The organism is Pseudomonas sp. TH07 (assembly GCF_016651285.1).
Classification (GTDB): Bacteria; Pseudomonadota; Gammaproteobacteria; order Pseudomonadales; family Pseudomonadaceae; genus Aquipseudomonas.
Window position 1 is genome coordinate 4,081,353 of sequence record NZ_JAEKED010000001.1, and the last position, 17,812, is coordinate 4,099,164.

18 protein-coding genes are annotated in these 17,812 nt (G+C 65.7%); 7 read left to right on the forward strand and 11 right to left on the reverse strand.

The features are described from left to right. Nucleotides 1-84 precede the first annotated feature (84 nt). From JFU57_RS19085 to JFU57_RS19105, 5 genes are all read left to right on the forward strand, one after another. Entirely contained in the window at nucleotides 85-258 is a 174-nt protein-coding gene (locus tag JFU57_RS19085; protein WP_020294512.1) for a DUF1427 family protein, read from the forward strand. Nucleotides 259-288: 30 nt separating this feature from the next. Beyond that, nucleotides 289-1,245, forward strand: a complete 957-nt coding sequence (locus tag JFU57_RS19090) for a quinone oxidoreductase family protein (protein WP_201130413.1) — start codon at nucleotides 289-291, stop codon at nucleotides 1,243-1,245. Between the two features lie 243 nt (nucleotides 1,246-1,488). Continuing rightward, nucleotides 1,489-2,736 (forward strand): kynureninase, encoded by a 1,248-nt coding sequence (gene kynU / locus JFU57_RS19095; protein ID WP_078473662.1) that lies wholly within the window; start codon nucleotides 1,489-1,491, stop codon nucleotides 2,734-2,736. Between the two features lie 32 nt (nucleotides 2,737-2,768). Continuing rightward, complete coding sequence (locus JFU57_RS19100) at nucleotides 2,769-4,184, forward strand: amino acid permease (protein WP_201130414.1); 1,416 nt, start codon at nucleotides 2,769-2,771, stop codon at nucleotides 4,182-4,184. Between the two features lie 134 nt (nucleotides 4,185-4,318). Then, complete coding sequence (locus JFU57_RS19105) at nucleotides 4,319-5,647, forward strand: OprD family porin (RefSeq protein ID WP_201130416.1); 1,329 nt, start codon at nucleotides 4,319-4,321, stop codon at nucleotides 5,645-5,647. An 80-nt stretch (nucleotides 5,648-5,727) separates the two neighbouring features. On the opposite strand, the gene JFU57_RS19110 is transcribed toward JFU57_RS19105, so the two are convergent. The 10 genes from JFU57_RS19110 to JFU57_RS19155 form a co-directional block, all read right to left on the reverse strand. Next, nucleotides 5,728-7,065: an MFS transporter gene (locus JFU57_RS19110; RefSeq protein WP_201130418.1), complete on the reverse strand. Its 1,338-nt coding sequence runs from the start codon at nucleotides 7,063-7,065 to the stop codon at nucleotides 5,728-5,730. Between the two features lie 135 nt (nucleotides 7,066-7,200). Continuing rightward, nucleotides 7,201-8,190, reverse strand: a complete 990-nt coding sequence (locus JFU57_RS19115; protein ID WP_078473658.1) for an amidohydrolase family protein — start codon at nucleotides 8,188-8,190, stop codon at nucleotides 7,201-7,203. After that, nucleotides 8,187-8,759: a 3-hydroxyanthranilate 3,4-dioxygenase gene (locus tag JFU57_RS19120; protein WP_201130420.1), complete on the reverse strand. Its 573-nt coding sequence runs from the start codon at nucleotides 8,757-8,759 to the stop codon at nucleotides 8,187-8,189. The genes JFU57_RS19115 and JFU57_RS19120 overlap by 4 nt, the downstream gene beginning before the upstream one ends. Nucleotides 8,760-8,775: 16 nt before the next feature. After that, nucleotides 8,776-9,222: a RidA family protein gene (locus JFU57_RS19125; RefSeq protein ID WP_201130421.1), complete on the reverse strand. Its 447-nt coding sequence runs from the start codon at nucleotides 9,220-9,222 to the stop codon at nucleotides 8,776-8,778. After that, the gene (locus tag JFU57_RS19130; RefSeq protein WP_078473655.1) at nucleotides 9,219-10,010 is read right to left on the reverse strand and encodes a 2-keto-4-pentenoate hydratase; all 792 of its coding nucleotides are present in this window, start codon (nucleotides 10,008-10,010) and stop codon (nucleotides 9,219-9,221) included. Before JFU57_RS19130 ends, JFU57_RS19125 begins: the two co-directional genes overlap by 4 nt. Next, nucleotides 10,007-11,044 carry a 4-hydroxy-2-oxovalerate aldolase gene (gene mhpE / locus JFU57_RS19135; RefSeq protein ID WP_078473654.1) on the reverse strand — a complete coding sequence of 346 codons (1,038 nt, stop codon included), beginning with the start codon at nucleotides 11,042-11,044 and terminating at the stop codon, nucleotides 10,007-10,009. Before mhpE ends, JFU57_RS19130 begins: the two co-directional genes overlap by 4 nt. Before the next feature lie 11 nt (nucleotides 11,045-11,055). Continuing rightward, the gene (locus JFU57_RS19140) at nucleotides 11,056-11,997 is read right to left on the reverse strand and encodes an acetaldehyde dehydrogenase (acetylating) (RefSeq protein ID WP_201130423.1); all 942 of its coding nucleotides are present in this window, start codon (nucleotides 11,995-11,997) and stop codon (nucleotides 11,056-11,058) included. A 14-nt stretch (nucleotides 11,998-12,011) separates the two neighbouring features. Further along, nucleotides 12,012-12,824: a 2-keto-4-pentenoate hydratase gene (locus JFU57_RS19145; protein ID WP_201130430.1), complete on the reverse strand. Its 813-nt coding sequence runs from the start codon at nucleotides 12,822-12,824 to the stop codon at nucleotides 12,012-12,014. A gap of 14 nt (nucleotides 12,825-12,838) precedes the next feature. Further along, the gene (locus JFU57_RS19150) at nucleotides 12,839-14,305 is read right to left on the reverse strand and encodes a 2-hydroxymuconic semialdehyde dehydrogenase (RefSeq protein WP_446739664.1); all 1,467 of its coding nucleotides are present in this window, start codon (nucleotides 14,303-14,305) and stop codon (nucleotides 12,839-12,841) included. Between the two features lie 103 nt (nucleotides 14,306-14,408). Further along, nucleotides 14,409-15,383 (reverse strand): LysR substrate-binding domain-containing protein, encoded by a 975-nt coding sequence (locus tag JFU57_RS19155; protein WP_078473650.1) that lies wholly within the window; start codon nucleotides 15,381-15,383, stop codon nucleotides 14,409-14,411. Nucleotides 15,384-15,654: 271 nt separating this feature from the next. On the opposite strand from JFU57_RS19155, the gene JFU57_RS19160 reads away from it, so the two are divergent. Then, complete coding sequence (locus JFU57_RS19160; RefSeq protein WP_078473649.1) at nucleotides 15,655-16,017, forward strand: nuclear transport factor 2 family protein; 363 nt, start codon at nucleotides 15,655-15,657, stop codon at nucleotides 16,015-16,017. 3 nt (nucleotides 16,018-16,020) lie between these two features. On the opposite strand, the gene JFU57_RS19165 is transcribed toward JFU57_RS19160, so the two are convergent. Further along, complete coding sequence (locus tag JFU57_RS19165) at nucleotides 16,021-16,695, reverse strand: histidine phosphatase family protein (RefSeq protein WP_201130431.1); 675 nt, start codon at nucleotides 16,693-16,695, stop codon at nucleotides 16,021-16,023. 313 nt (nucleotides 16,696-17,008) lie between these two features. Between JFU57_RS19165 and JFU57_RS19170 the strand changes: the two genes are divergently transcribed. After that, nucleotides 17,009-17,713 (forward strand): glutathione binding-like protein, encoded by a 705-nt coding sequence (locus tag JFU57_RS19170; protein ID WP_078473647.1) that lies wholly within the window; start codon nucleotides 17,009-17,011, stop codon nucleotides 17,711-17,713. The last annotated feature ends 99 nt before the right edge of the window (nucleotides 17,714-17,812 follow it).

The following is a 17,812-nucleotide window of genomic DNA, read 5'->3' on the forward strand; positions in this document are numbered from 1 at the left end:
CAGAAGCCCTTGACCGATCGCCCGGGCGGCACCTGCCTACACTCGCGGCATGCCCAATCACTCCCGCCCCCCATGGAGTCTGTCATGAGTTACCTCATTTCCCTGGCCATCGGCCTGGGCGTCGGCTTGCTCTATGGCGCCCTGAACGTTCGTTCTCCGGCACCTCCGGCCATCGCCCTGGTGGGCCTGCTCGGCATGTTGGCCGGGGAGCAGCTGTGGCCCATCGGGCGGCAGTGGCTCAGTGGCTGGTGGTCCTGAAACCCCTTACTCAGTTGGATGAAGACACTTATGAAAGCACTGCAATTTTCCCGTACCGGTGACCTCGCGGCGCTGCAATCGGTCGAGGTGCCGACTCCGGTGCCGGGCGCCGGGCAGGTGTTGGTGCAGATCAAGGCGGCGGGCCTCAACCCCAGTGATGTGAAGAATGTGCTGGGGCGCTTTCCCTACACCACCTTGCCGCGCATCCCCGGGCGCGATTTTGCCGGGGTGGTGGTGGACGGGCCGCAGGCGCTGCTGGGGCAGGAAGTCTGGGGCACCGGCAAGGAACTGGGTTTTTTCGCCGATGGCTGCCATGCCGAGTACGTGGTGTTGTCGGCCAAGGGCGTGGCGCCTAAACCCCGGCACCTGAGTTTTGCCCAGGCCGCCAGCCTCGGGGTGCCGTACACCACAGCCTGGGATGCCTTGCAACGCAGCCAGGTGGGCTCGGGTACGCGTCTGCTGGTGATCGGCGGTGGTGCCGTGGCCACTGCGGCCCTGGCCCTGGCCAAGGTCAGCGGTGCCCAGGTACTGGCGGCGGTGCGTCGACCCGAGCAGACCGAGGCGCTGCGGGCCCAGGGGTATGCCACCTTGCAATTGACCGAGCCCGAAGCCTTGGCGGCGCAGGTCAATGACCTCTACAGCGGCGGTGCCGAGGTGATTTTCGACACCACCGGCTTCTGGTTGCCGGCCGCGGTGCCGGCCCTGGCCCCGTTTGGTCGCATCGCGATCATCGCCGCACCGGTCGACGGCCACGTGCAACTGCCGGCCCTGGCCCTGTACCGGCGGGGCGGCTCGCTGGTGGGGATCAACTCTCTGCTGTACGGCGTCGACGCCTGCGCCCTGATGCTGGAGCAGTTTGGTCGGTTCTTCGATCAAGGCTTGCTGCCATTGCCCGAAGGCCTGGTAGAAGCGCCCCTGGAACAGGGGCTGGAGCGCTACGCACAGGTCAACCAAGGCACCAGCGAGAAAATAATCCTCGTGCCTTGATGCGCCACGGTGTCCTCACGGGCCAGCGTCCAAACGCGGCCCGAGCGGCTACAGGGGGTTTCCCGCGGGGTTTCCCCGCGGGGTGTTCGCGAGGGCTGCAGCGCTTGCGATATCTATGTCGATTTGGAATACCCAGGGTCACCTTTTCTATTATCGGGTAATGGATGCCGGAGTTAGGATCCGCGGGCGTCTATGGGCTGTCTGCCGCACCGACTAATAAGAACAATGCCCCGAGGGATCCGTATGTCCAGCTCGACCCCGCTCCGTACGCGCGATTATTGCGTTCATCTTGACCAGGTGGATGAACTCAGGCGTTTTCGCGCACGTTTTGATTTGCCCAGGGACCAGATCTACTTCGATGGCAACTCCATTGGCGCGATGCCGGCCCATGTGCCCGAGCGCATGGACAAGGTCTTGCGCCAGGAGTGGGCCCAGGGCCTGATCCGGTCCTGGAACGATGCCGACTGGTACCCGGCGCCGCAGCGCACCGGAGCCAAAATCGCCCGGCTGATCGGAGCCCAGGGTCATGAGGTGATCGTCGCCGATTCGACCTCGATCAACCTGTTCAAGGTGCTGGTGGCGGCCCTGCGCATGCAGCCGGGGCGCAAGGTGATTCTGGCCGAGCGCGGCAACTTCCCCTCCGACGTGTACATCGCCCAGGGCGTGGCCGAGCTGACCGCCTGCGAGTTGCGCTGCGTGGAGCCGGAGCAGGTGCTGGACGCCCTTGGCGAAGACGTGGCGATCCTCTCGCTGACCCACGTCAACTTCAAGTCCGGGCGCCGCTACGACATGGCGGCCATTACCGCCCGTGCCCACGAGCTTGGGGTGCTGGTGGTCTGGGACCTGTGCCACTCGGCCGGGGCCATGCCCATCGAGCTGAACCAGGCCGGCGCCGACTTCGCCGTGGGCTGTGGCTACAAATACCTCAACGGTGGCCCGGGAGCGCCGGCATTCGTGTTTGTCGCCGAACGCCATATTCCCCAGGTGCGCCAGCCGCTCACCGGTTGGCACGGCCACGCCAAGCCTTTTGATTTCACCCACGACTACGTCCCGCACCCGACCATCGACCGCATGCTGGTGGGCACCGCGCCACAACTCGGGGTATTGGCCCTGGAGGCCGCGCTGGAGGTGTTCGACGACGTCGACATGAGCGCCCTGCGGGCCAAGAGCGAAGCCCTGGGCGACCTGTTCATCGAGCTCTGTGATCAGCACCTGGGCGGGCTCGGTGTGGAGCTGCGCAGCCCGCGCGAGGCCGGGCAGCGCGGCAGCCAGGTGTCCCTGGCCCATGCCCAGGCCTACGCGGTGATGCAGGCACTGATCGCGCGCGGCATCATCGGCGACTTCCGCGCGCCGGACCTTTTGCGCTTCGGTTTCGCGCCGCTCTACAACGGTTACCAGGATGTCTGGGATGCCGTGGCCGCCCTCAAACACATCCTTGAACAACAAGAATGGGATCGCCCGGAATTCCTTGCCCGTAAATCGGTGACCTGAGTTCCCACGCCAAGCCCTGGAGCATGAATGTCATGACAAAAACAACACGCACATTCGAACAGGTTTCAGACCGCGAAAAAGGCCTCAAGCAGAGCCTGACCAGTGGCCAGCTGTCGATGATCGCCATCGGTGGCGCCATTGGTACCGGGCTGTTCCTGGGCAGTGGTTTCGCCATCGGCTTTGCCGGCCCCAGCGTGCTGATCAGCTACGGCATCGGCGCGGTGATCGCGCTGCTGCTGATGGGCTGCCTGGCGGAAATGACCGTGCGCCACCCGACCTCGGGTTCGTTCGGCTCGTTCGCCGAGTTCTACGTCGCGCCCTGGTTCGGCTTCGCCATCCGCTATGCCTACTGGGCCTCCATCGTGTTTGCCGTGGGCACCGAAATCACCGCGGCGGCGATGTACATGAAGTACTGGTACCCCGAGGTGCCGGGTGGCTACTGGATGGTCACCTTCTCGATGGCGCTGATTCTGGCCAACGCCTTCAGCGTCAAAGTGTTCGGCAGCATCGAGTATGTTTTTTCCTTGCTCAAGCTGTGCGCCATCGTCGGTTTTATCCTGCTCGGCGCCTGGGTGGTGTTCGACGCCCCGGCCCAATCGAGCATCGGCTTTGCCAACTACAGCAATGACCGCGGGTTCTTCCCCAATGGCTTGTGGGGCACCTGGGTGGCGGTGATCGTGGCGTTCTTCAGTTACCTGAGCATCGAGATGATCGCGGTCGCCGCCGGCGAGGCCAAGGACCCGCAACAGGCCGTGACCCGTGCCTTTCGCATTACCGTGGTGCGGCTGGTGGTGTTCTACCTGCTGACCATCGCGCTGGTCCTGGCCATTGTGCCCTGGGGCAAAAACAGCGGTGGCGAAAGCCCGTTCGTCACGGTGATGGCGGCCACCGGCATTCCCTATGCGGGCGCGGTGTTCAACGCGGTGATCCTGATTGCCGCGCTGTCGGCGATGAACAGCCAGCTGTACATCACCACCCGGCTGATGTTCAGCCTGTCGCGCGCCGGCCAGGCGCCGGCGGTGTTCGGCAAGCTCAACGACAAGGGCGTGCCGTTGCCGGCGCTGCTGCTGTCGTCCCTGGGAATTGCCCTGGCGACCTTGCTCTACCTGGCGTACGCCGACAAGGCCTTCACCCTGATGATGTCGATTGCCATGTTCGGCGCGATGTTCACCTGGGCCGGGATCTTCCTTACCCACCTGTTCTTTCGTCGGCAACAGGGCGACCAGCCGCTGGCGTTCAAACTCTGGGGCTACCCCTGGACCAGCCTCGGCGGGTTGCTGCTGATGCTGGCGGTGATGGTCACTACGCTGTTCACCGCCGAGTTCGAATTGACCCTGTGGATCGGCCTGCCGTTCCTGGGGCTGATCCTGCTGATTTACTTCCTGCGCTTCCGGCACAAGGCGCCCCTCATTGCAGACGCCCCCAAGCCGTTGCCGATCCGTCACTGAGTACCCGGGGCCGGACACGGCCCCACCTTCACCCTGCCCCCCCTGGACCGTTCCGGGCCGCTTATCGGCTTGGGCTCACGGCTGTGCGCGATGGCGCGTGCAGGCTTATTACAACAACAAGAAAAGAGGCACCCATGCGTCAACCAACCCATCCCCATACCCTGTTGCTGCTGCCCCTGCTGTGCTCGCTGCCGTTGGCGGCCGCGGCTGGCGAGGGCGAAAGCGGCTTTATCGAAGACAGCCACCTGACCCTGCTCAGCCGCAACTACTACCTCAACCGCAGCATCCAGGACGGGCGCCGCGACCGCAAAGACTGGACCCAGGGCTTTATCGCGCGTTTCAGTTCCGGCTTTACCCAAGGCACGGTCGGGGTCGGGGTCGATGCCTTCGGCACCCTGGGCCTGAAGCTGGATGCCTCGGGCGGCAAGATCGGCACCTACAACCTGCCGGTGCACGATAACGGCAAGCCGGCGGACGAATACTCCAAGGGTGGCGCGGCGCTCAAGCTGCGGATTTCCGAGACCGTGCTGCGTTACGGCGAGCAGTCGGTGGACACCCCGGTGTTCGCCGTCGGCCACAACCGCCTGATTCCCCAGGCCGCCACCGGCTTTGCCCTCGACAGCCGGGAAGTGCAAGGCCTGAAGCTGCGGGCCGGGCACTTCACCTCGGCCAGCGGCCACGTCACCACCAACAGTGACGGTGATCTCTGGGCGTTCTACGCCGGGGTCACCACGCCGTCGGTGGACTACCTGGGCGCCGACTACCAGTTCAGCGACAAGCTCGGTGCCAGCCTGTACACCGCACGCTTTGCAGACATCTGGAACCAGTACTACGCCAACTTCAACGGCAGTACCGACCTGGACGAGCGCCAGCAAGTGGGCTTCGACCTGAACTTGTACCGCACCGTCGACACCGGCCAGGCCAAGGCCGGGGCCATCGACAACACCACCCTTGGCGCATCGGTGTTCTACGGCCTGGGCGCCCATCGCCTGACCCTGGCCCTGCAGAATGTGGATGGCAACACGCCGTTCGACTACCTCGGGGTGGGTGATATCGACCGCAACGGGCGCAATGGCCGCGACCAGGGGGCGTCGATCTATCTGCCGAACTCGGCGCAGTATTCGGACTTCAACGGCCCCAACGAACGCTCCTGGCAATTGCGCTACGACCTGGCGATGGACAGCTACGGCGTACCGGGCCTGAAGCTGATGGCGCGCTACCTGCGCGGCTCCGGCATCGACGGTACGCACATGCCGGTGGGCAGCCCCTACGCCGGTTTCTACGGCAAGGACGGGACCCACCGCGAGACCAACCTCGAAGCCCGTTACGTGGTGCAGAGCGGCCCGCTCAAGGACCTGAGCCTGCGCCTGCGGCAAACCTGGCACCGCGCCAATGCGGCCCAGGGCGAGGGCAATATCGATGAGTTCCGCCTGATCACCGACTACCCGCTGGATATTTTCTAAGCCGGTTGCCGCATAAAAAATGCCGCTGGGCCTGTTGGGCGCAGCGGCATTTTTTTTTCAGGTTCAGCAGTACCTGGCCATCAGCTCTCGACCGGCGCCTCTTGGTGCCGGCCCTGGCTGTTCATCAGCATCAGCGCCAGGCTGGCGATCAGCACCGGCACCGCGATCCAGATAAAGAACTGCGGCAGGTCGCCCGCGCTGCTGAAGATCCAGCCGCCGAGCATCGAACCGATGATCGAGCCGGCGCGCCCGGCGGCCAGTGCCCAGCTGACGCCCGTGGCGCGCGAGCGGGTGGGGTACAGGGTCGCGGCCAGGACACTGAGGTTGTTCAGGGTCCCGGTCAGGCTGAAACCGGCCAGGAACACAATCGCCAGCAAGCGTGCGCCGTGCTCCAACTGGCTGCCGGTGCAGGCCAGGGCCACGGCGCCGGTCAGGCACAGCAGCGGCAGCACGCGCAGGGCGCCCAGGCGGTCCATCAGCAAGGCCATGGCGATCCCGCCGAGCACTCCGCCCAGGGGAATCATCGCGCTGATCTGCGCCGCATTTGCCGTGCTGTAGCCGCTGCCGCGGAGCACGGTGGGCAGCCAGTTGGTCAGCAGGTAGAACACAAACAGGCAGCAGAAGAAGGTCAGCCACAGCAGCAGGGTGCGGGCCATCTGGCCCTGGCTGAACAGCGCCGCCACCGACGAGTGCCCGGCGCGTTGCGCGGCGTCGCCGATAAAGCGCACACCGTGCCAATCCTCGCGCCCGCTGATGCGCTCCACCGTGCGCCGCAACGCGGCCTGATGACGCGGGCTGTCGGCCATGAAACACACCGACTCGGGCAAGGCGAACCACAACACCGGCCACAGCAGCAGCGGCGCCAGGCCACCGATCAACAGCAAGCCCTGCCAGCCCACCAGGGGCAGCAGCACCCCGGCCACCGCGCCGCCCAGGGCCAGGCCCAGGGTAAACCCGGAATAACTCAGGGTGACCAGCAGCATGCGCCGCCGCGCCGGTGAGTATTCGGAGCTCAGGGTGATGCAGTTGGGCAGCACCCCGCCCAGGCCGATGCCGGTGATAAAACGCAACACCGCCAGCACCTCCACCGACGGCGAGAGCGCCGAGGCCAGGGTGCCGAGGGCGAAAATCAGCACGCACACCAGCAGCACGCTCTTGCGCCCATGGCGGTCGGCCAGGGGGCCAAAGCAGAAGCTGCCCAGCAGCATGCCGAACAGCCCGGCGCCAAACACCGGCGCCAGTTGGGCACGCTCGATGTGCCAGCTTTGCAGGAGTTCCGGGGCGATGTAGCCGATGGCGGCGGTGTCGAAACCGTCCAGCAATACCACCAGGAAACACAGGACCAGCACCCGTATCTGCAAACGCGAGAGCGGGCTCTGGTCGATCAGTTCAGTGAGGTTTTGCGTGCTGTGGGACATGGCTTGCTCCTTGTGATTGTTGTTGGAGTTGAGCGCAGCGAAGCTGTCTGGCGGCCACAGTCGCCCGTTACCGGGCACGCCCGGCGCGTTGTACCAGCGCCGTCAGACAGGGGGTGGGCCGCCGGGGCCCAGGGATCAGTGCAGGTCGAAGAAGGCCTGGGCGTTGCCGGCGAGGATCTGCGCCTGCTGGGTGCGGTCCAGTTGCGGGTGTTCCAGGACCCCGGCACCGATGCGTTGCTCGCCGAGGGGGAAGGGCGAGTCGGAACCGAGCATCACCCGGTCGCTGCCCATCACGTCCACCAGCAGTTTGAGCGCGCCCGGGTCGAACACCGCCGAGTCGACGAAGAAGCGTTTGACGTAGCTCGACGGCAACTGCGGACAGTCCTCGCGCACGATGTCGCGGTGCAGCCAGGCGTTGTCCACCCGCCCCAGCAAAAAGGCAAAGCCGCCGCCACCATGGGCGAAGCAGATGCGCAGCGACTCGGGCAGGCGCTCGAAGGCCCCGGACAGGATCAGCGATAGAATCCCCAACTGGGTCTCCGCCGGCATCGCCACCAGCCACGGCAGCATCCATTTTTTCATGCGTTCGCCGCCCATCATGTCCCAGGGGTGCACCAGCACCGGGATGTTGTCGTGGGCGCAGTGAGTGAGGAAGCTCACCAGGTTGTCGTGGTCCAGGTCATGGTTGCCCACATGGTTGCCGATCTGCACCCCGACGTGCCCACAGGCCTTGGCCCGGCTGGCTTCGCGGCAGGCGGCGTCGAGGTCCTGCAGTGGCACCTGGGCCAGGACCTTGAGTCGCTCGGGAGCGCTGGCGGTCATTTCCAGGGCGCGGTCGTTCATCAACTGGGCCCAGGGCAGGGCCTTGGCGATGGGCGCGTCGTAGGCAAACATCACCGGCGTGGCGCACATGACCTGCTGGTCCAGGCCTTGCTCGTCGAGGTGCTCGATGCGCCGCTGCGGGTCCCAGAGCACGTCGTGCACCGGGCGAAAGGCCTTGTCGCCGACCATGATCTGGCCCTTGCGCCCCTCACGCTGCAACCAGGGCGCGCGCTCGGGGTTGAGCCGAGCCGCCTCGGCCTGGCTGATGGGGGGGAAGAAGTGCGAGTGGATATCGATTTTCATGGGTGCTTCGCTGCGTTGAGGGTTCGGTGCCAGGTCTGCCAGTCGCGGCCAGGGTGGGTTTCGCCGCATTCGCTGCAGCGCCGCTCGCTGTCGCTGGTGGCGTAGAACTGTTCGTACACCGGCGGCAGGTCGTGGACGATGCTCTGCAACTGCATCTCGTAGCGCTTGATCAGGGTGCCGCAATGGGCGCACGACCATTGCAACGCGTCATGCAGGCCCTGGGGCCGCTGGCGCTCGATGACCAGGCACAGGCTGCCGGGCTCCGGGCGCTGGGGCGAGTGGATGACGTGGGGCGCCATCAGGTAGATATCGCCCTCGCGCAGATCGATGCGCTCATAGCGCCCACGGTCCCAGATATTGAGGTAGGCGTTGCCCCGGAACTGGTAGAAAAACTCCTCCACCGGGTCATCGTGAAAGTCGGTGCGCTGATTCGGGCCGCCGACCACCGTGACCATGAAATCGGCGTCCTGCCACACCTGGCGGTTGCCCACGGGGGGCTTGAGCAGGTGCGCGTGTTCGTCGATCCAGCGGTTGAAGTTGAAGGGTGGGCTGTAGTGATGCTTGTCCATGTTCGAGGTGCTCTTTTTATTGTTGTTCTGGGGCGCCACCGCGATCGAGCGGGGCGTAGGCCACGGCCTTGATTTCGATCCGCAGGTGCGGGTGCGGCAATTGATGCACGGCCACGGTGGTGCGGGTCGGGCCGCTTTCATCGAAGTACTCGGCGTAGACCTGGTTGTAGCCGCCGAAGTCGTTCATATCGACCAGGTAGCTGCACAGTTCCACCAGGTCCTGCAGGCCGGCATTTTCGCTGGCGAGGATATCGCGAATGTTCTCGATGACGGCGCGGGTCTGGGCACGAATGTCCAGGCAGGTGGTGCCCATGGCGTCGACGTCGACCCCGTCGAAACTGTTGTCCGGGCGCCGCGAGCTGGTGCCCGAGACATAGAGAAAATCCCCTGCGCGCCGGATATGGGGGAAGCGCCCCCGGGGCGTGGCCTTGCCGGCCACCACGGTCGAGCGGCTGGCGGTCATGGCGCGACTCCCGGGCGGGTGCCGCTGCAGGTGAAGCCACATTCGCCGTAGCCGGCGATCTCCACCGCGACGTGGCTCCCGGGCACCAGGGCAACCGCAGCGGTGGCGGCGCCGGCCATGATCAGGCTGCCGGCCGGCAGGGCGATTTCGGCCTTGGCCAACAGCTGCGAGGCCTGCACCAGGCTGCGCAGCGGATGGCCGAGAATCGCCGCGCTGGAGCCGCATTCCACCAGGCGTCCGTCGACACGCAACAGCACCCCGGCATTGGCCAGGCCGCTGAAATCCCGGGACCAGGCGCCCACCACCAGCCCGGCCGATGAACAGTTATCCGCCACCACGTCCTCCAGGCTGAACTTGAAGGCCTGGTAGCGCGAGTCGATGATCTCGATCGCCGGGGCCACCGCTTCCAGGTAGTCGGCGGCCTCGAGCTGGGTCAGCGGGCCGTCGATGGCGCGTTTGGTGAGAAAGCACAGCTCGGGTTCGGCCCGGGGGTGGATATAGCGCGACAGGTCCACCAGGCCGCCGTCCTCTTCGAGCATGGCGTCGGTCAGCCAGCCCCAGATCAGGCTGTCGACCCCCATCTGGATCATCTTCGCGCGGCTGGTAAACCCCAGCTTCACGCCGATCATGCGTTCGCCATCGGCGTAGCGGTGCTGCATCGAGGCGCGCTGGATCCGGTAGGCCTGTTCCAGGCTGAACGGGGTGACGCTGCTGAATTGCACCAGGGCTTCGGCGCGGCGCGCGGCCTGGTCGAGGGCGTGGGCGATACGGGCGGTATCCGGGGTCATGGGCGCTGCTCCTGAGGGTGGGCGAGAAGGTCGAGGGCGACGTCGACGATCATGTCTTCCTGGCCGCCGACCATGCGCCGGCGGCCCAGCTCGACCAGGATGTCGACGGTTTTCAGGCCGTACCGGGCAGCGGCCACCTCGGCGTGGCGCAGGAAGCTCGAATAGACCCCGGCATAGCCCAGGGCCAGGGTTTCGCGGTCGACCCGCACCGGGCGATCCTGCAGGGGCCGCACCAGGTCGTCGGCGGCATCCATCAAGGCATAGAGGTCGGTGCCGTGGTCCCAGCCGAGCTTGTCGGCGGCGGCGATAAACACTTCCAGCGGTGCGTTGCCGGCGCCGGCGCCCATGCCGGCAAGGCTGGCGTCGATGCGGTTGCAGCCTTCTTCCACGGCGACCATGGAGTTGGCCACCCCCAGGCCGAGATTGTGGTGGGCGTGCATGCCGGTCGCGGTCTCGGGCTTGAGCACGGCCTTGAAGGCACGGAAGCGCTCGCGAATGTCCTGCATGTTCATCGCGCCGCCGGAGTCGACCACGTAGATGCAGGTGGCGCCGTAGCTTTCCATCAGCAGTGCCTGCCGGGCCAGTTCGGCTGGCGCCAGCATGTGGCTCATCATCAGGAAACCCACGGTGTCCATGCCCAGTTCCCGGGCGGCCTCGATGTGCTGGCGCGACACGTCGGCTTCGGTGCAATGGGTGGCGACCCGCACGATGCGGGCACCGGCGTTGTAGGCGGCCTTGAGGTCATGCACGGTGCCGATCCCGGGCAGCAGCAGGGTGGCGATCCGGGCATGGCGCACCACGTCGGCAGCGGCTTCGATCCACTCCAGGTCGCTGTGGGCGCCGAACCCGTAGTTGAAGCTGGAGCCTTGCAGGCCGTCGCCGTGGGCCACTTCGATGCTGTCGACCCGGGCGGCATCCAGGGCCCGGGCGATGCGCTGCACCTGGTCCAGGGAGTATTGATGGCGCACGGCGTGCATGCCATCGCGCAGGGTCACGTCGCTGATGTACAGCGGGGTGTTGGGGATTGCAGTCATGGCGCGGTTCCTCAGCGGCAGTGGCTCATGGACTGGGCCATGCGTTCGGCGGTGGCCAACGCGGCGCAGGTCATGATGTCGAGGTTGCCGGCGTAGGCAGGCAGGTAGTGGGCGGCGCCTTCGACTTCAAGAAAGATCGAGGTCTTGAGGCCGCTGAAGCGTCCGATCCCGGGCAGGTACAACGGCGCGTCGGCGCTGATCGGGTCGAACTGCACCTGCTGCTTGAGGCGATAGCCGGGCACATAGGCCTGGACCGCCGCGGCCATCTCTTCGATCGAGGCGGCGACCCGCTGCGGGTCGGCGGCGGCCGACAGCACGTACACCGTGTCGCGCATCATCAGCGGCGGCTCGGCCGGGTTCATGACGATGATCGCCTTGCCCCTGGCTGCGCCGCCGATGACTTCGATGGCCTTGGCCGTGGTTTCGGTGAACTCGTCGATATTGGCCCGGGTCCCGGGACCGGCGGATTTGCTGGCGATCGAGGCGACGATTTCCGCGTAATGCACGGTCGCTACCCGTGACACCGCAGCGACCATGGGAATGGTCGCCTGGCCGCCGCAGGTGATCAGGTTGACGTTGAGTTGGTCGAGGTTGTGTTCCAGGTTGACCACCGGCACGCAATACGGGCCGATGGCCGCCGGGGTCAGGTCGATCAGGCGGATGCCCGGCCGGGCCTGGCGCAGCAGGGCGTCGTTGCGCACGTGGGCGGTGGCCGAGGTGGCGTCGAACACGATCTGGATCTCGGCGAACTGCGGCATCCGCAGCAGGCCTTCGACCCCTTCATGGGTGGTGGCCACGCCCAGCCGGCGCGCGCGTTCAAGGCCGTCGGAAGCGGGGTCGATGCCGACCATCACGCTGATCTCCAGGTGCCGGGCCTGGCGCAGAATCTTCAGCATCAGGTCGCTGCCGATATTGCCCGAGCCGATGATGGCGGCTTTTATTTTCGGTTGCATGTGCCAGTCCTTGTTCAGTGCGCGGCGGCGAAGGCGGCGGTGACGCTGCCCAGGCCCTGGATATGCGCGGTAAAGCTGTCGCCGGGACGGGCCACGACCATCGGCCCCAGGGCTCCGGTGAGCAGCACGTCGCCGGCACGCAGGGGCTGGCCGAGGCGCACCTGGGTGTCGGCCAGCCACAGGGCGGCGTTCAGCGGGTTGTCCATGCAGGCCGCGCCGGCGCCGACCGAGACCGGCTCGCCGCGCAGGGTCATGTGCATGCCGCAGCGCACCAGGTCCAGGGTCGCCAGTGGTACTGGGCGGCTGCCGAGCACGAACAGGCCGGAGGAGGCGTTGTCGGCGATGGTGTCGAGCAGGCGGATGTCCCAGTTGGCGATGCGGCTGCCGACGATTTCGATGGCCGGCAGGGCAAAGGCGGTGGCGCGGATCAGGTCGGCCACGGTGTGCCGCTCATGGGTCAGGTCGTGCTCCAGGACCAGGGCGATCTCCGCCTCGACCTTGGGTTGCAGGGTGTCGGTCCAGGCGATGGGCTGGCCATCGCCCCGGGCCATGTCGGCGAACAGCTGGCCGAAGTCCGGTTGCTCCACCCCCAGCTGTTGCTGCACGACGCGCGAGGTGAGGCCGATCTTGTGCCCCACCGGGCGCCGTCCGTCCGCGATCGCTCGTTGGTTGTTATGGCGTTGCACGGCATAGGCCAGGTCGATGGCGGCCTGTTGCGGCAGGTCGGCCTGGGCGCTGGCGATCAGCTCGCGCAGCGGGGCGCAGGGCTGGCCGGTGAGCTGGGCCTGGTGCAGGCGCTCGGCGGCTTGAAGAAGTGCTGCATGCATGGGGAAGCTCCCGCTCAAGGGTTGACGCAAATGGTGGTGATCGCGGAGTAGAAATCCAGGGAATGGTGGCCGCCTTCGCGACCCAGGCCCGACAGCCGCGCACCGCCGAACGGGGTGCGCAGGTCGCGCAGGAACCAAGTGTTGACCCACACCATGCCCACGTGAAAACGCCGCGACACCTGGTGCGCGCGCTTCAGGTCGCGGGTCCACAGGGCAGTGGCCAGGCCGTAGGCGCAATCGTTGACCCGGCGCACCACTTCGTCCTCGCTGTCGAACGGGGCGATATGGCACACCGGGCCGAACACCTCTTCGCGCATGCAGCGCGCGTCGTCGCCGAGCCCGGTCCAGATGGTCGGCTGCACGTAGGCGCCGTTGTCCCGGGCGTCGCCAAAGTGCGGCACGCCGCCCCCGGTGACCTGGGTCGCGCCTTCATCCCGGGCCAGCTGGAAATAGCCGAGCACCTTGTCCCTATGCTTGTGGGAGATCAGCGAGCCCATGTTGACCCCGTCTTCATCCGGGTAGCCGATCTTCAGTGCCTCGGCCCCGGCCGCCATGGCCGCGACAAACCGCTCGTAGATCGGCCGTTCGACGTACACCCGTTCCGAGCACAGGCAGACCTGGCCCGAGTTGCTGAAGCTTGAGCGCAAGACCCCGGCCACGGCGGCGTCGAAATCGCAGTCGGCAAACACCACCGCTGCGTTCTTGCCCCCCAGTTCGAAGGACACTTCACGCACCCCTTCGGCGGCGGCTTTCATGATGGTCGAACCGGTGCGGGTCTCGCCGGTGAAGGTAATGGCGTCGACGTCCGGGTTGCGGGTCAGGAACTCGCCCGTGGACTGCGGGCCGAAGCCGTGCACCAGGTTGAATACGCCGCTGGGCAGGCCGGCATCGCGCATGACCTCGGCCAGCAGGGTGGCGCTGGAGGGCGAGTCTTCCGACGGCTTGACCACCACCGAGTTGCCGCAGGCCAGGGCCGGGGCGACTTTCCAGGTCAGCAGCAACAGCGGCAGGTTCCACGGCGAGATGATCGCCACCACGCCATGGGGTTTGCGCACGGTGTAGCTGAACACCTCGTTGCCATCGGCGGCGCGCATCTCGAAGTACTCGCCGCCGGACTGGCGCAGCAGCTCGGCGAAGGTGCGGAAGTTGTGCACGGCGCGGGCGATGTCCAGGGTTCGCGCCTGATGCACCGGGCGCCCGGTGTCGGCGACTTCGGCGGCCACGAACTCTTCGAAACGTTGCTCGATGCCCTGGGCGATGCGCAGCAGCATGTCGGCGCGCTGGCTGCTGCTGTAAGCGGCCCAGGGGCCTGCCTGGGCAGCGCGGGCGGCGGCCACGGCCTGGTCGACCTGATAGGCGTCGGCCTCGCAGACCTGACTCAGCTGGCGGCCGTCGATGGGCGAGATGTTGGCAAAGGTCTTGGCGCTGGCGACAAATTCGCCGGCGATGAAATGGCGCAACAGGGGCAGGGCAGTGGACACGCGAACCTCCGGAACTTGGGTTTCGGAGCGAGTGTAGGCAGGCCAAGTATTAGTTAATAATCAAATACTCCGGGTTGTCTATTAGTGATTGGAATACATGGATTCAGGTCTCGAGGCTGGCCTGCTGTGGGTCCGATTCTTCGCGGGCGGCGAGGTACAGGCATTCGCGGAACAGGCGCGCGGCCGGGCCCAGGTTGCGGGCATTGGAGAAGAAACAGCCGATATCGCCGAACTGCATCGGAGCCCCCAGATCAAAGGCCTTGAGCATGCCGGCCGCGACAAACTGCAGGGTCGCCTCGTAGGGCATCAGGGCCACGGTGCGCTGGTCCTGCATCAGGCTGAGGTTGGTCAGGATCGACAGCGACTCTGCAACATTGTCCGGCGTCGACAGCCCGGCGGCGGCGAACATCTGGTCGGACGTGCGGCGCAGCAGCGAGTCGCGGGTCGGCAGCACCCAGGGGTAGGCGTGCAGGTCGTGCAGGCTGATGGCGCCCTTGCCATGCAGCGGGTGCGCGGCCCCAGCGACCACACTCAACTCCTCGCCGTACAGCACCTCGACGTCCAGGCTCGGCGACTGGTTGCGCCAGCTCCAGTCGTCCGGAACCCGGCCCACCACCAGGTCCACTTCGCCCACCGCGAGCGCCGGGAACAACTGGTCCATCTGCCCTACGCGCAACGACACCAGGACCCCGGGCGCCCGTTGCTTGAGCAGGCGAATGGCCTTGGGCAGCAGCGAGGTCGAGGCGGAAATCAGCGTGCCGACCATGACCTGGCCCGCGGTGCCTTCCTGAAAGGCGTTGACCTCGTCGGTCAGCGAGCGCAGTTCGGCCAGCAGCGACTTGGCCCGCAGTACCACCAGTTCGCCGAGCTCGGTGGCCGTGACCCCGCGGTTGCTGCGTACCAGCAGCGGTGCGTCGAAATAGGATTCCAGCTCGTGGATGATCTTGGTCACCGCCGGCTGGGTCAGGTTCAGCGCCTGGGCCGCGCGTACCAGCGAGCCGCTTTGCAGCACCTGGTCGAACACCAGCAGTTGGTAGAATTTGAGCTTGCGGGCAATGGAGATGGTGGTGAATTTCATGCAGGGCCTCGGTTCGTTCGCTGGGGGCGCCGCGTGGCGCCGGGCAAGACTAACCAAAGCCGCGGGCTTTTGCTCCTTTGGCACGGCGTACCGTGCTGGCCGGGTTGTCAGCGGCGCGGCAAGAGGCTGGACAGGGGGGGCGCCACCGGTTAATGATCGGGCGCCGTTTATTTCAGCCTACGGGCTGCAACACGCCTGAGTGCGTGATGCCGCGGCATCGATGACGTGGCCAGGAGGCCTGGCCTGTCGATTATCCAAGGAGGAGAACCCCATGAGTCTGCATCAACAATTGCTCGATCTGGAAAACCGCCTGCTGCAGGCCGAGGTCCGCGCCGACCGCGAAAAGTTGCGGGCACTGCTGGCCGAGGACTTTTTTGAATTCGGCGCCAGCGGCGGCACCTGGCACCGCTCCGAAGTGCTGCAACGCCTGCCCGGGGATGAGTTCGTCGAGCGCAGCATCAGTGATTTTTCGGTCAAGCGTCTGTCGGACGTACTGGTGCTGGCGACCTATCGCTGTCGTCGCGCCGAGACCGCCGGGCAGCCGGCGCTCGATTCCCGCCGCAGTTCGATCTGGCGCTTTGACCAGGGGCGCTGGCAGATGATCTTCCATCAGGGCACCCAGGTCCCGGCCTAGGGGTCAGCTCGGGCAACTTTCCTGGCCGTTGTCCAGGCCTTGCTTGTAGTTGCGGCTGAGCAGGGTGGCCTTGCCGTTGTGCCAGGTCAGGGTCAGCACATACAGGGTGTCGAAATCGTTGGAAGCCCAATCGTCGGTGATGGTGCGCTTATCGCCGACGGCTTCCTGGGCCACCTTGTTGATCAGTTCCGGCAGGTAACCGTGGGACCAGGCGGTGTAGATAATCGAGTTGTGGTAGCGGTCTTCGAGCAGCTCATCGGCCAGGGCACTGGTGTCGTTGGCCGAAAACTCGATGTTCACCGGCAGGCCGAGCTTGATCGCGCTGGGGCTGATCGTCATAAGCGGGCGGATGTAGCTGTAGGAATTATCGAACTCGCCTTCTTCGACATTGCGCGTCGGGTTGGCGGCGAACACGTAGTCGGCCTTGCCGAATTTTTCGGGCAGCAGCGAGGCCAGGTCGATGGCGCGGTTCAGGCCCTGGCAATTGAGCTGGCCGAGACCGCCGGCGGGTTTTTCCGCGTGGCGCAGGAACACCAGGGTCTGGGTACCGTCGGCCGGCTGGGCGCGGCTCTCGCCGGACTCCAGCGACAGCAGCAGGCCGCTGACGAGCAACAGGGCCGGGAGCACGACGTAACCGCGATGTTTAAGGCGTTTGGCGAGGTTCAGCAGCTTGGTCATTGAATAGGTGTTCTTCAGCGCATTCGATTGAGGCTGACAAACCTTTGCACGGCACCCTGGCGGTGGCCTGTGGTTTTCCCTGTCATAAGCGATGCATCCACCCGAAGGTAGTTGTCTGAGTCCCTGCACGGCTTTTGGTTCGATCCTGGCAGGCTGATGGCACTGTATGCGCCTTGGCCCCAGGGTGTGAGCGAGCTTAACCACAGGATGTTGCCGATTTAAGAATGCGTCTCGCCGCGTGACGCTTATAATCGATCCGCCGCCGCTCTAGCGCCTGCGGCACAGCCCCCCTGACCGTCACTGGAAACCTGTCATGACTGATCTCTCAGCCTTTCCCATCACCCAGAAGTGGCCCGCGCAGTTTGCTGACTGGATACAGCTGTACTCCTTGCCCACGCCCAACGGGGTCAAGGTCTCGATCATGCTCGAGGAAATCGGCCTGCCCTACGAGCCGCACCGCGTCGGTTTCGACACCAACGATCAGTTGTCCGCGGAGTTCCTGTCGTTGAACCCCAACAACAAGATCCCGGCGATTCTCGACCCCCACGGCCCGGGCGACCAGCCGCTGGCCTTGTTCGAATCGGGGGCGATCCTGATTTACCTGGCCGATAAGAGCGGGCAATTGCTGGCCCAGGAATCCGCCGCGCGCTACGAGACGATCCAGTGGCTGATGTGGCAGATGGGCGGCATCGGCCCGATGTTCGGCCAGCTTGGCTTCTTCAATAAATTTGCCGGCAAGGACTACGAGGACAAGCGTCCGCGCGACCGTTACGTGGCTGAATCCAAGCGCCTGCTGGGCGTGCTCGAAGGGCGCCTGACCGGCCGTGACTGGATCATGGGCGAGCGCTACACCATCGCCGATATCGCGGTCTTCCCCTGGGTGCGCAACCTGATCGGCTTCTATGAGGCTGGCGATCTGGTGGGTTTCAAGGACTTCCCCAACGTGCAACGGGTGCTGGACCGCTTCCTGGCCCGGCCCGCCGTGATCCGCGGGCTGGAAATCCCCAAGCCGGTGTAAACCTGTAGCCGCTGCCGAAGGCTCGGGCCAGCGCCCGAACGCGGTCCGAGCCTGGCGGCTACAGCGCTATCCGATAACCCTTCTTCAGCGTGCTAATTC